This window comes from Saccharothrix deserti (genome assembly GCF_009769385.1).
In the GTDB taxonomy this organism is placed as follows: Bacteria; Actinomycetota; Actinomycetes; order Mycobacteriales; family Pseudonocardiaceae; genus Actinosynnema; species Actinosynnema deserti.
This window is the reverse complement of record NZ_VKAB01000056.1, coordinates 32,414-46,502: the sequence shown is the minus strand read 5'-3', so window position 1 is coordinate 46,502 and position 14,089 is coordinate 32,414. Positions and strand designations below refer to the sequence as shown.

7 protein-coding genes and 1 pseudogene are annotated in these 14,089 nt (G+C 70.9%); 6 read left to right on the top strand and 2 right to left on the bottom strand.

Translation table 11 applies throughout. The features are described 5' to 3' along the window. Positions 1–126: 126 nt before the first annotated feature. The gene (locus tag FM051_RS45430) at positions 127–507 is read left to right on the top strand and encodes a winged helix-turn-helix transcriptional regulator (RefSeq protein ID WP_158853383.1); all 381 of its coding nucleotides are present in this window, start codon (positions 127–129) and stop codon (positions 505–507) included. A 122-nt stretch (positions 508–629) separates the two neighbouring features. On the opposite strand, the gene FM051_RS45425 is transcribed toward FM051_RS45430, so the two are convergent. Further along, complete coding sequence (locus tag FM051_RS45425) at positions 630–761, bottom strand: VOC family protein (protein WP_476655326.1); 132 nt, start codon at positions 759–761, stop codon at positions 630–632. Between the two features lie 74 nt (positions 762–835). On the opposite strand from FM051_RS45425, the gene FM051_RS45420 reads away from it, so the two are divergent. Both FM051_RS45420 and FM051_RS45415 read left to right on the top strand, forming a co-directional pair. After that, positions 836–1,372, top strand: a complete 537-nt coding sequence (locus FM051_RS45420) for a helix-hairpin-helix domain-containing protein (protein ID WP_158853381.1) — start codon at positions 836–838, stop codon at positions 1,370–1,372. A gap of 323 nt (positions 1,373–1,695) precedes the next feature. After that, positions 1,696–6,369: a family 78 glycoside hydrolase catalytic domain gene (locus tag FM051_RS45415; protein WP_158853379.1), complete on the top strand. Its 4,674-nt coding sequence runs from the start codon at positions 1,696–1,698 to the stop codon at positions 6,367–6,369. 86 nt (positions 6,370–6,455) lie between these two features. Here the strand turns inward: FM051_RS45415 and FM051_RS52625 are convergent. After that, positions 6,456–6,752, bottom strand: a pseudogene (locus FM051_RS52625) (low temperature requirement protein A); the annotation flags it as partial. On the opposite strand from FM051_RS52625, the gene FM051_RS45405 reads away from it, so the two are divergent. From FM051_RS45405 to FM051_RS45395, 3 genes are all read left to right on the top strand, one after another. Beyond that, a complete protein-coding gene (locus FM051_RS45405; protein WP_338019536.1) occupies positions 6,682–7,509 on the top strand; it encodes an MFS transporter in 828 nt (275 codons plus the stop codon). The pseudogene FM051_RS52625 and the gene FM051_RS45405 overlap by 71 nt on opposite strands. 637 nt (positions 7,510–8,146) lie before the next feature. Beyond that, on the top strand, positions 8,147–11,956 hold the full coding sequence (locus FM051_RS45400; protein ID WP_158853373.1) for an NB-ARC domain-containing protein: 3,810 nt from the start codon (positions 8,147–8,149) through the stop codon (positions 11,954–11,956). 111 nt (positions 11,957–12,067) lie between these two features. After that, positions 12,068–14,056: an RICIN domain-containing protein gene (locus FM051_RS45395; protein ID WP_158853371.1), complete on the top strand. Its 1,989-nt coding sequence runs from the start codon at positions 12,068–12,070 to the stop codon at positions 14,054–14,056. Positions 14,057–14,089: the final 33 nt, after the last annotated feature.

Here is a 14,089-nt window from a genome sequence, read left to right as displayed (position 1 = left end):
GCCTGACCATCTACGCGGTTCTCCGCGAACTGCAACAACTCCTCACCGCCATGGCCGGCGCGTGCCACACCTGCAAACGCCCCTTCCCTTGACACACAACGACCTAACAAAGTACTACTAGGTGTCATGCAGGAAACCGCTCTCTCACGTTCGGACAACCCTCAGGCTCAGCTCACCGAGCAACACCGCGAACTGCTCGACCAGGTGCTCGACAAGTGGTCGCTGCAGGTCCTCGACGCCCTGTGCGAGAGGCCGTTGCGCTTCAACGAGCTCCGGCGGGTGATCCCGGTCGTCACGCAGAAGTCGCTCACGGCGGCAATGCGGCGCCTGGAGCGCAATGGGATGGTCGAGCGCATCGTCATCAGCACGCGTCCCGTCGCCGTCGAGTACCGCATCACGCGGCTCGGAAAGTCGCTGCAAGAACTCATCGACGCACTCCTGCACTGGACCACCGTCACGTTGCCCGCCGTCGAGCGCGCCCGCGCGCGCTTCGACGACCACGCGTAGCCGGATCGTCAGCCAGGGACAGGGTGGGCGTGGTTGAGCGCTGCGAAGCCGGCCGCAGAGCAAGCCATGGCAGTTGATCAAGCCCGTCCAACGCGTGCTCACGCCGATGAGCGGATGCGTGATCAGTCGTCGTGGCAGAGGCAGAAGGGGTGGCCGGCCGGGTCGAAGAGCACCCGGACGTTGTCCTGCGGCTGGTGAGCAGCGACCGAGGCTCCGAGGGCGCGAAGTCGATGCTCGGCGGCTCGCCGCGGCACTCGGCATCACTCGGCGGAGTCCGGCTTGCGGCGATCCAACACTGGTTGTCGGTGGCTTTGCTTAGCATCGTGGCATGACGACACGGGCTCAGTTGCGCAAGACGGCCCTGACCTTCCAGGAGGTCGAAGAAGACGCCGCGGACGGGATGGTGACGTATTCCGTGCGAGGCAAGGAGTTCGCCTCGGTCACCAAGGACGGCATGGTGCGGTTGCGGCTGCCTGACGCGGAGGCCGGGGACGCCGTAGCGGCGTACCCGAAGGCCGAACGGCTGATCCACGCGGGCAGGTCGATCGGGTTCCAAGCGCCATTGGCCGACGTCGGCGGCCAACACCTGTGGTCCCTGGTGATGACCGCGTGGAAACACCGCGCGCCAAGACAGTTGGCCGCGAGGTTGACTGCCCTCGTGGAGTCACCCACTCAGCCGGGCAGCGACCTGCCGGCCGGCATCGGCAAAGCCGCGACACGCGCGTTGACCACCGCCGGATTGACCACACTCGACCAGGTCGCGACCCGCACCAAGGCCGACCTGCTCGCGCTGCACGGCGTCGGACCAAAAGCCGTGCGCATCCTCGCCGACACTCTCGCGGAGAAAGGCATGTCGCTACGCTGACCACACCGCCGGGCGCGCGCTGAACCGGCGCACCGCCGCCGACCGGCACCCGCGGTTGCGCCGCTACCGGCACCTCGCCGGCGAGATCACCGGCGGACCCGCGCCGGTCGGCGTCAGGCACACCTGACTGCTCGACGCCCTGGACCGCTCGGTCGGCTGAGGCTCTCGGCCGAGTCTCCCGTGACCGCGCCGTCCGCCGGCAGGCCGTGCTGTTCCCGGGTGTGACCTGGCCCCTCAGGAGCCCTTGACGTGGTGGCCATCACAGTCTTGCCGTAAGGCACCCCGCAGGATTGAAACGATTCAATCGCTTCATCGGAGAAGCCATGCCGCATTCGCGCTCCCGCATGTTCGTGCCGCTTCGCAACTTCCTCGTGCTTGTCGTGACGCTCGGTTTCACGGGAGGTGCGCTCGTGGGTCTCGGGCCGGTGTCCGCGCACTCGGTCACGTCGTCGTCCACGTTCTTCGTCGAGGGCTTGACCACCAACGGCCGGGTGGACCCGCTCGGCATCGGTGGGGAGAAGCCGTCGCTCGGGTGGCGGTTGGCGTCATCCGAACGAGCGGCTGTGCAGAGCGCCTACGAGATCCGGGTCGGACGCACGCCCGGTTCCGCTGATGTGTGGTCGACCGGCAAGGTGATGTCCGACCGCCAGGTGGACGTGAAGTACGAGGGGCCTGCTCTCGAGACGGCTACGAAGTACTACTGGAGTGTCCGTGCGTGGAACGGTCAGGCTGTCGCAAGCCCTTGGAGTGCGGACGCGTTCTTCGAGACCGGCTTGCTGACGGCGGCCGACTGGGGTGGTGCGCAGTGGATCGCGCGTCCGTCGGGTGCGGGCGAAGTGGACAAGTGGACCGATTACGTCGCCCAGGTCGACTTCAAGGTCGACAACGCGGCCTTCGGCATCTTCCTCCGCGCCCGCGACGCGAACAACGGGTACATGTGGCAGATCAACGTTGTCGGCGCACAGCCGACCCTCCGGCCTCACAAGAAGGTCAACGGCGGCTACACGCTGCTCGGGAGCGTGGATCTGGGGAGCTACGGCTTCACCAATGAAAAACTCCGCACCGGTCGACACGCGATCCGCTTCGAGGCGACCGGCGGCACGATCAGGACGACGCTCGACGGTGTGCTGGTCGACACCCGCTCGGACTCGACCTTCACCAAGGGCTATCTCGGCTTCCGCACCCACGACGTCGCGAAGGAGCAGGGGACGGTCTACGACGCGGTCGTCACCAGGCCGGACGGGACCGTGCTGCTCGACACCGACTTCCCGTCCGGGCGCAACCCCTTCACGGGCGGGGAGTTGGTCGGCTCGACGCTGGTCGTGTCGGGGACCACGGACGCGCTGTACAACCCGGATGCCCGGCCGATGCCGTTGCTGCGCAAGGGCTTCGAGACGACGGCGGGCAAGGAGATCTCCTCGGTCCGCGTCTACGCCTCGGCCCTGGGTCTCTACCGGCTCACGATCAACGGCAAGGCGGTCGGGGATCAGCTCCTCACCCCTGGCTGGACCAACTACCACAAGCGCATCCAGTCCCAAACCCACGACGTGACCGGCCTGCTCGGCAACGGCGGCAACGTGATCGGCGGCGCGTTGGCGAACGGCTGGTGGGCGGGCAAGGTCGGACTGGGCTGGAGCCGTCAGTACGGTGACACCCCGGCGCTGGTGGCGAGGGTGCGGATCACCTACACCGACGGCTCGGTCCAGTGGATCGACACGGACGGGTCGTGGAAGGCGGGCGACGGGCCCTTCGTGCGGGCCGACCTGCAGGACGGCGAGACCTACGACGCACGCCTGGAACCGGCCGGGTGGAGCCGACCGGGTTTCGACGACGCGCACTGGGGTCCCGTCGCGAGCCTGCCGTCGCGGACCGCGCTCCTGGTACCGCAGAGCGACGAGCCGGTGCGGGCGACGGAGGTGCTCCAGGCGCGGAAGATGACCGAGCCCACGCCCGGCGCGTACGTCTACGACCTGGGGCAGAACATGGTCGGCGTGTCGCGCCTGACCTTGACCGGAACGGCCGGTCAAACGGTGAAGATCCGGTACGCGGAGGTGCTCGACAAGAACGGAACCCTCTACACGGACAACTTCCGCAGCGCCAAGGTGACCGACCACTACGTGTTCGCCGATTCCGGGACCGTGACCTACGAGCCCACGTTCACCCAGCACGGGTTCCGCTACATCGAGATCACGGGGGTGAACGCTCCGCCCGCCCTCTCCGACGTCAAGGGCGTTGTGTGGGGCTCCGACCTGCGGTCCACCGGCACGCTGCGGACCTCGGACGGCATGCTCAACCAGTTGGTGGGCAACATCTCGTGGAGTCAGCGGGGCAACTTCCTGTCGATCCCCACCGACACCCCGGCCCGGGACGAGCGGCTGGGTTGGACCGGCGACATCAGCCTGTTCGCCCCGACCGCCAACTACCTGGTCGACACGCGCGCGTTCCTGTCCCACTGGATGGCGGACGTGCGCAACTCCCAGTACGCCAACGGCGACCTGCCCGCGGTGGTGCCCACCCCGCAGGGCCAGTTCGGGGAGAGCGGTGTCGGGTGGTCCGATGTGATGATCACCGTGCCGTACTCGGTGTGGCGCGCCTACGGTGACGTCGGCATCCTGCGGGAGAACTACGAGGCGATGAAGAAGTTCTTCGGCTTCGCGCGCAGCAGCGCGGGACCCGACCTCCTGGAGCCGGGCCGTACGACGTTCTTCACCAACGACTGGCTGCACCTGGACGACCCGACCGTGCAGGGTGTGCTCGGCACGGCCTACTTCGCCGAGGACGCGCGCATGATGGCGGAAGTGGCCGAGGCCCTCGGGGACACCGCGGCCGCGAACGAGTACAAGACGCTGTCGGCGGACATCCGTCGAGCGTTCACGCAGGCCTACGTGGCGGCGGACGGCACCGTCGCCGGCAACTCGCAGACCGGGTACGCCATGGCCTTGGCGATGGGACTGGTCACCGAACCGGCGTTGGTGGGCAAGGTCGGCGAGAAGTTCGTGGCCAAGCTGGCGCTCACCGACCACCACCTCCGGACCGGCTTCATCGGGACCCCGCTGCTGCTGCCCGCCCTGAGCGTCATCGGGCGTGACGACCTGGCCTACAAGGTGTTGCTGCACAAGGACTACCCGTCCTGGGGCTACGAGGTGGTCAACGGCGCCACGACGATGTGGGAGCGCTGGAACTCGATCATGCCCGACGGCAGCTTCGGCCCGGTGGACATGAACTCCTTCAACCACTACGCCTACGGCGCGGTGAGGGACTGGATGTTCCAGAACATCGGCGGCCTGTCGGCCCTCGAACCCGGCTACAAGCGCTCCCGGATCGCACCCGTGATCGGGGGCGGTCTGACCGAGGGCTCCGGGCAGCTCGACACCGTGTACGGCGGTCTGTCCTCGTCGTGGCGGGTGCACGACGGCACCGTCGACCTCAACGTGACGGTGCCGGTGAACACCGTTGCCGAGGTCCACGTGCCCACCAAGAGCCGCTGGGCCGTCACCGAAGGAGGCCGTCCGGCGGCCATGGTGAGCGGCGTGCGCTTCCTGCGCATGGAAGGCGGAGCGGCCGTGTTCGAGGTCGGCTCGGGGGCCTACAGCTTCGGCGTCGCCCCCGTCCTCGGCGGCATCGGCGACGCCACCGACGCGGCCAAGGAACTGCGTGATCGGGTCGGTCGTCTCGACGCGCCCGGCGCGCCTGTGGCGCGCAACTGGACCCAGCAGATGCAGTCGTCCCTCGACACCGCGTGGGACGCCTGTACAGCCGACAGCGACCGGAAGGCGGCCGTCGCGGTGCACCGGGCGTTGGCGCGGGTGGGCGATCTCCGTCGCTGGATCGCCGCTCAGCTGGGCAGGGGAACGATTCCGATCGACGAGGCAACGGCCTTGCGGTCGCTGCTCGACCGCATCGAGACGAACCTGTCGAGCGCCTCGGGGCTGCTGCTGGGCGCGGTGGCCAAGATCGAGCTGGCCGGTGGTCCGTGGTTCCCGGGCTCGACGGTCCCCGTCACGATCACCGTCGCGAACGGCGGAACGAGCGACCTGGCGTCGCTCGGTGCCGCTCTGAGCGCCCCGTCCGGCTGGGAAGTGCGTGCCACCGGTGACCGTTCGACGCGCGTGCAGCCCGGCCAGACCGTGCGGCTCCAGTACACCGTGGGCGTTCCGGCCGACGCCGCCCTCGGGGCGGTGGAACTTCAGGGCATCGTCTCCTACGACTACCGGGGGAGCACGGCGAACCTGCCCGTGGCCGCGTCCCTCGCGGTGGCGGCGCCGGTAGTCGTCGGGTCCGTCGCACTGTCACCCGGGAAGGTCGCGCCCGGTGAGGCGCTGACCGCGTCCGTCACGCTCATCAACCGGGCGAACGCGGACCTCAGGCGGAGTCTCGAGATCGGGGTTCCGGCAGGGTGGGCCGCACCGGCCGCGCAGTCGGTGGACATCGCCGCGGGCGCGACCGTCACAGTGCCCGTCAAGGTCGACGTGCCGCTGACGGTCACCGCGGGCGAGGTCACCGTCGCCGCGGTCGTCGGGTCGACGTCGGAGGAGCGCGGGACCGTGAAGGCCACCGTCGACCTGGTCACCCCGCCGGCGAACGCGGTCGACCACGTGGACCTCGGGGACCAGGCGTCGGAGACCGCGCACGCGCTCGCCACCTCCCCGACCTCGGGCACGAACACCGAGGCCGGACTCACCCGGCGCTACACCGACAACAGCGCATCCGACGGCTGGTTCGAAATGGACCTGGACGTCCCCGCCGGCCAGGCGTTCGTGATCCGCGCGGTCGAGACGTACCACATGGCGCAGCTCAAGACCTACGACGTCGTGATCGACGGCAAGCCCGTGCACCAGCGCCGGTTCCAGCGCGGGGACGGCGGCACGGCGACCTACCAGTTCCTGGTGCAACCGTCGGCGGACACCGCGGACGGCAAGGTCCGGATCCGCTTCCAGGACGTCCCGGGCGACTTCGACCCGTCCATCGCGGACGTCTGGTCGGTCCGTCTGAACTGAGGAATCGGCGGCGGTGGCCGGGGTATCCCCGGCCACCGCGCCTGCGCCTCGTCGAGCAACCGCAGCCCTTCCTGCGCCCAGGCGTAGAAGGCCCCCAACGCCTCGCCGTGGTCCGCGTGGGCGACGACGCCCTCGATGCCGAGCGCGGTCAGCACGATGCCCGCGACGATGGGGAAGTGGCCGTACCCGTAGGCGTGGACCGCCAGGCTGAGGCGGGCCTGACCACGGGTCTTGTCCAGCCGGCGCTCGCCCGGGTCGGCAGGTGCGGCCAACGCCTTCTTCGCCCCCGCCGCGGCGGGCCTGGTCGCCGACGTGGTGCCCGAGGCGCAACGCCGCCAGGCCAACGCCCTGGTCAACGCCGCCCAGAACGCCGCGACGCTCATCGCCCCGGTGGTGTCGGCGGCGCTGGTGGCCACGATCGGGGCCGGTGTGTCCTTCGCCGTGGACGCGGCCACGTTCGCGATCAGCGCCGCCGCGCTCGTCGCACTGAAAACCCCGGACAGGTCGATGCCACGACGACCGGCGCTGCTGGACGCCGTGCGGCACGGGTGGCGTGACTTCCGCGCCCGCCCCTGGTTGCAGGCCACCACCGTCCAGGTCGCCGTCATCAACGGCGTCTGCATCTCCCCGTTCCTGGTGATCGGCCCGATCATCGCCGACCAGCGGCTGGGCGGCCCCCTGGCGTGGGCGTTCATCGGCAACGGCTACGCCGTCGGCGCGCTGCTGGGCAGCACGGTCGCCCTGCGCTGGCGACCGCGGCGCCCGCTCCGGGTCGCCGTCACCATCCCCGTCGCACTGGCCCCGCTGCTGGTCCTGCTCGCCGCCGGCGCGCCGGTCCCGGTGCTCGCCGCGGCGGCCGTTCCCGCGGGGGTGCAGTCCGCCATCTACGCCGTTCTCACCGACACCGCACGGCAGACCCACGTGCCCGCCGACCTCGTCGCCCGGGCCACCGGCTTCTCCACCGTCGTCGGCCTGGCCGCCGCGCCCGTGGGCATGGCGCTGGCCGGGCCGGCGGCCGAGCGCATCGGCACGGACACCGTGCTCCTCGCCGGCGCGCTGGTCGCCGTGCTGAGCGCGCCACTGGCGCTCGCCGTGCGCTCCGTCCGGCAACTCCCCGCCGAGGCCGAACCCGCCCACTGACCCCGAACGGCGCCGCCTTCCCACGAACGGCGCTCCAACTCCCGCCACCTCCGGCGAGAACCCGCCAGATCAACTGTGAAGCGACAGCGGGGCCGAACCGGTCGACGCTGATCCCGGCGAGCGTGGCCGGCTCCTCGCGGCGCAGTCCGGGAGTCCGCCGCAGGCCCGGCCCGATCGGTAGACCGGCCTCCTCAGGGGTCACTTTGTCGCGTTGGGCCCGCAGGAGGGTCCCCAGTGCAGTGCCGCCGTCGCCGTGCCTCGCGGTGCCGGCGACGGACCACGCGCCGGGCGAGGCGCTGCCGGGGCAGTCGGTCCCCGCCTGTCCCCGCCTGTCGCTGCCGGTAGTCGTCATCCACCTGATCTTCCGTCCCGATCCCCGCGACCGCGCCGCAGGAGCACGACCGCGACCACTGCGTTCACGGTGAGGTTGACGCACGTCGACACCTGCACCGCCATGTCGAGCAGTTGCTGGAACATCTGCCGGTCACATCCTTCGTCCGAGTGGCGATGCACCCTGTGTAGGGCGGGCCGGTAGCGTTCAGTGACGTCCGTGAACGTTCGGCGAACGGGTCCCTCCCGACCGCGGCGTTCGGGGTTCGTTCGCTGTTCGGGCTTGAACGGCGGAGAGGGGCGCGGGATGGCGGGCAGGCTGGATCCGGTGAACGCCGATGCCCCGGCGGACATGCGCGTGCTCGCCGAACGGCTGCGCGGTGCGATGTCCGACGCCGGCTACCAGGTGTCGCGGATCTTCGCCGCCGACGCCGGTGTCTCTCCCGCGACGCTGTCCGACGCGCTCGGCGGCGCGAAGACGCCCAGCTGGGACACCGTCGCCAAGCTGCTCAAGGCGTGCGACATCCCGCCCGACGCCCGGTGGAAGCGCCTGTGGGAGGCCGCCCAAGGAGCCGAGCGGCAGTGGCGCGGCACCGCTCCGGCCGAATCGGTCGAGGTCCGCAGGCCGGGGTCGCTGTCCATCCGCCCGCCGATCGGCGGGCTGCCCGCGCACGTCCGCGGACGTGTCGAGGTGCTCGACCACATCGTCGACCTGGTCGGGCGACCTGAGCCGGTGCTCCAGGTGCTCCACGGGCTGGGCGGCTGCGGCAAGACCACCATCGCCCTGGAGGTCGCGCGCCGTGCACCGGCCGACTGCCCTGTCTTCTGGGTTTCGGCGTCGCAGCGCGGTGGGCTCATCGAGGGCATGAAGCAGGTCGCCCGCGAGGTCGGCGTGCCGGAGAACCAGGTCGAGCACGCGTGGGCCGGGCACGGCAGTGCGATGGACCTGCTGTGGCGGCACCTCGACGCGGCACCGCACCCGTGGCTGCTGGTCGTGGACAACGCCGACGAGCCACACCTGCTCGCGTCCGCGGGCGGTGTGCCCGGCGACGGCACGGGGTGGGTGCGTCCCAGCCGCGCGGGCACCACCGTGGTGACGTCCCGGGTCGGCACGCGCGAAGTGTGGGGCAGCCGGGCCAGGCTCCACCACGTGGACGTGCTGGGTGAGGAAGACGCCGCGGACGTGCTGATCGACCTGGCCGGTCACGCGGGCGAGCGGAGCGCGGCCCGCGCGCTCGCCGAACGCCTCGGCGGCCTGCCGCTGGCGCTGCGCTCGGCGGGCACGTACCTCGGCCGCACGTCGCGCGGTGGCGGGCTGCTGCGGCGCGAGGCCGGGCGTCCGGCGCGCGCGGCCACGTTCGACGCCTACCGGCAGGCCCTCGGCGACTTCGCGCCCGACCTGCTCGACGAGGGCGTGCCGCACCTGAACGACGTCGAACGGCGCGAACAGCTGCACCGCGGCCTGGTGAGCCGCACCTGGGAGATGAGCCTGGACCTGTTGGAGACGCAGGGTTTCGTGCACGCCAGGGCCTTGATGCGGCTCATGTCGTGCTTCGCCTCGGCCCCGTTGCCCGCCGACCTGCTGGACGAGGCCGTGCTCGCCGAGGCCGCGAGCCGGGCGGTCGTGCTGAGCGACGTGGACCTGTCGCTGGAGGCGTTGGTCGACCAGGCGATGCTCGTGGTGACCCAGGTCGACGGCCTGACAGGCGTGCCGGATCACGTTTCCGAGCCGCCGCTGGCGTGCCTGCTCGGCCACCGCCTGGTGCTGGAGGCGGTCGCGAGCAGGCTGCGCGCGCTGCCGGCCGCGGAGCAGGCGCCGACGTGGCGCGCGGCGGCCCGGCTGATCACGCGTGCCGCCACACCCGCGCCCGAGGAGGCCGAGAACTGGACCTGGTGGCGCCTCCTCCTGCCGCACGTGGCCGCGCTCGTGGCGTTGGTGCCGGAGGACGACGAGGCGGTGTTCCGCGAGGTGCTCCAGTGCGCCGTTCGCGGGTACGCGTACATGCCGTTCTCCGACGACGTCGAAGACGCCGAGCGGTACTCGCAGCTCGTGCTGTCCAGGGCCCGCGCACTGCCCGACGACGACCCCGTGCTGCTCGCCGCACGCCACCGCGCCGCGTTGGCCGGCACCGGTCCCATCGCCGAACGGGAGGCGGAGTTCCGGCGGATCGCCGCGGTCCAGACCGAGGTCCTCGGACCGGACCACCCGGACACCCTCGTGACCCGCCACGAGGCCGCATGGACGCTGGACCAGATCGAAGGCGCGGCGGGCGCCGTGGAGGAGATGCGTGCGATCGCCCGGACCCGGACCTCCCTGTTGGGCGCGGCGAACCCGTACACGCTGGTGTCCAGGAGCGTGCTCATCGGGATGTTGACCGACCTCGGGCGTCACGAGGAGGCGGAGGCGGAGATCCGCGCGGCGATCGCCGACTGCCACCGCGAACGCGGCCACAGCGACCACTTCACGTTGACGTGGAAGGCGAAGCTGGTGCGCAAGCTCATCAAGCGCGGTGAGACGGCCGTGGCGCTGGACGAGTTCCAGGACGCCTGGCGGGGTCCGGTCACACCGCACTCGGCGCGCGGCGAGGTCGCGGCCGTGCTGACGCTGCTCGGCCTGCACTCGGAGGCCGCGCTGGAGTACCGGGAACTCCTGCGCCACCTGCGGGCGTCCGGCCTGGACCGCGGCGATCGGTACCGGACAGTGCTGCGGGCGTATGCGGACTGCCTGCGCGAGCAGAAGCTGGTGGACGAGGCGATTGCCGCCTACGACGAGGACATCGCGCGGTCCACCCGCCTCGACGAGCACCACCTCAAACTCCGCCTGGACCGCGCGAAGGCGCTGCTGCTGGCCCGCCGCGACACCGAGGCCGAGGCGGCACTGGACGAGCTGCTCACCGAGCCGACGGGTGACCCCCTTGACCCCCTGTTCGTGATGTCGGTGCGGCGCAACCGGGGGGTCGCGCTGCTGAACCTGCGCAAGAACGTCGAGGCGGAGCAGGAGTGGCGCGCGCTCTTGGCGGACTACCGGACGCTCCTCGGGCCGGACGCGTGGGAGCTGCGCGACGCACTGACCTACCACGCCGACAGCCTGATCCGGCTGTCCCGGGAACCCGAGGCGCTCGACGTGCTGGCCGAACTGGCCGAGTTGCGGACATCAAAGTTCGGTCCGGGCGACCCGTCGGTGCTGGAGACCTCGACCACGCGGATCAGGCTGAGGTTGCGGTTGGCGCGGGTCACCGTCGACGAGGCGCTGGCCGAGTTCGCCGATCTGCCGGAGTGCACCGACCCGCGGACGCAGGAGCTGTGCTCGATTCGACTCGGCCGCGAGGTCGCCGCGACCCGCGTGCGCAACGGGGACAAGGAGGGCGCGGTCGAAGAGCTGCGCTCCCTGGACGGGAGGTGCGTGGCGCTGGGCAAGCACACCGACGGCCAGCTCACCCGCGTGCGCTGGTCGTTGGCGGATCTGTTAGAGGGCTTGGATCGCCCGGCCGAGGCCCTCGCGGTCTACCGCGCGTGCCTCGAAGTCGAGGAGCGACGCTTGGAGTCGACGCACGGCGATCTCTTGTCGACCCGTTGGGGCATCGTGCGGATGCGCTTGCGGGCCGAGGAGATCGACGCCGAGCAGGCGACTGCCGAGTTCGCCGACCTGGTGCCTGGCTATGCGGCGTTCTACGGTGCCACGGACGCCGCGACCCTGTGGCTGCGCAAGGAATTGGCGGAGACACGCCACGCGGCGGGCGACACGGCCGGCGCCGAAGCCGAGGTGCGGGCGTTGATCGACATCTGCCGGAAGCACCACAAGCCGGAGGATGCGGTCACCCGCGAAACCCTGTGGCGCCTCTCGTGGGTCCTGCTCTCCGAAGACCGCTACGCCGACGCCCTGCCGGTGCTGGAGGAGTGCCTGGCCGCCGAACTGGCGGCACTCCCGCCCGACGCCCGAGCACCCCTGCGCACCAGACGCCGAATCGCCCAGTGCCGCCACGAACTGGGCCTCGCGACACCCGGGGAAACCGCCGAGGTGTACCGCGCCGTCCTGCCGGGCCTGGTGGAGCACGACGGCCCGGACGGCGACCTGCCGATCACCATCCGCGCCGCGCTGGCCGACCTGGCGGGCTGAGAGTCGGACCGACCCCCACCCGCCGGTCCTGGAGCGGCGTGCTCTTGACGCGCTCAAGGGCACCCGGTTAGGTGTGTTAACGCTAACATCGTCTCGTTCAACGGAGAACCGATGATCAGACTCACCGCTGTCCTGGCCGCGTCGGCGTTGGTGGTGTCCACCCTGGTGACGCCCGCGACGGCCGCGGAAGAGGCCACCGTCACGGTGCGGCCCGATCCGACCTACCAGCAGGAGTCGTTCCAGGGCTGGGGAACGAGCCTGATCTGGTTCGCCAACGCGACCGGCGGCTACCCGGACGAGATCCGCAACAAGCTGGCCGACCTGCTGTTCGGCGAGGACGGCCTCAACCTCACCGTCGCGCGGTACAACATCGGTGGCGGCAACGCCCCCGACGTGCCGCCCTACCTCCGGGCCGGCGCGGCGGTGCCAGGCTGGTGGAAGGCGCCCGCCGGGACGACGCGCACCGACACGGACTGGTGGCGCGCAGGCGACCCGAGCCTCTTCGACCGGTCCGCCGACCCCCGGCAGCGCTGGTGGGTCGACAAGATCAAGTCGAAGGTGCAGCGCTGGGAGGCGTTCAGCAACTCGCCGCCGTGGTTCCAGACCGTCAGCGGCTACGTCTCCGGCGGCTTCGACCCGTCCGCCGACCAGTTGCGCGCCGACCGCGTCGACGACTTCGCCGCCTACCTGACGCAGGCGATGGTGGAACTGGAGAAGGCGCACGGCATCCGGTTCGACTCGCTCGACCCGTTCAACGAGCCCAACACCCCGTACTGGCGCACCACCCTCGGCCCCGACGGCAACCCGACCGGCGGCCGTCAGGAGGGCGCGCACATCAGCCCCGCGCTCCAGGCGCAGGTCGTGCCGGCGGCGGCGAAAGCGTTGCAGGACAGGGACTTGCGGGCGGTCGTGTCCGCGCCGGACGAGACCAACCCCGGCATCTTCGCCGAGGACTGGGCGGGCTACCCGGCGTCGGTGCGCGCCCAGGTCGGCCAGCTCAACGTGCACACCTACGGCACCGGCCGGCGCACCTCCGCCCGTGACATCGCCAAGGGCGCGGGCAAGCCGCTGTGGATGAGCGAGGTCGACGGCTCCTGGGGTTCGGGGCAGAGCTTCACCAGCATGGACCCCGGTCTCGGCATCGCGGAACGCGTGATCGACGACCTGCGCGAGCTCGAACCGCGGACCTGGCAGCTGTGGCAGGCGATCGAGGACTACGACAACATGAAGCCCGGCGGCGAGTCGCCCAACGGCATGAACTGGGGTGTCGTCCAGATCCCGTTCAACTGCGGGCCGAAGGACACCCTGGCCACGTGCACGCCGCGGGTCAACACGAAGTTCCACACCTTGCGGAACTTCACCCACCACATCAAGCCCGGTGACCGGCTGGTGAAGGTCGACACGACCACCGACGTCGCCGCGGTGCGCGGGCCGTTCGCCGAGCTGAAGTCCGTGGTGCACCTGAACAAGACCGACCAGGCCCAGTCGGTGGCGCTCGACCTGTCCGCGTTCGCCGCGGTCTGGCCGCACGCCGAGGTGCGGCCGGTGGTGACCGACGCGAACGGCGCGCTCGTCAAGGGCGCCGCGGTGCGGGTGAAGGACCGGAAGGCGACGCTGCGGGTGCCCGCTCAGTCGGTCACGACGTTCCTGGTAAGCGGCGTGCACGGGGTGAACCGGGACGCGGCGCTGGGCGGGAAGCAGCGGCTGACCGGCGTGCAGAGCGGCAAGTCGCTGGCGCCGTCCGGTGACAGCCTCGTGCAGCGCACCACCGACGCCGCCGCGGCGGACCAGGTGTGGCGGCTGGAGCGGCGTTCCGGCGGGTACGGCAACCGGGCGCAGTTCGCCGTGGTGAACGACGCCACGGGGCAGCGCCTCGCCGCCGCGAACGGTGACGCGGTGCTGGTGTCGAACGCTTCGGACGGGCCTGACGCGCGGTGGGTCCTGTCGTCCACGGGCGATGGCAGTTGGACGTTCGTGAACGCGGGCACCGGTGCGATGCTCGACGTGATCGGTGAGTCCCGTGACGACGGGGCCCGGATCGGGCTGTACACGCCGACTTCGGGTGCCAACCAGCGTTGGACTGCCGTCGAGGTCGGCTGATCTTCCAGGGCGAACGGCGCCGGTCCGGTGGAC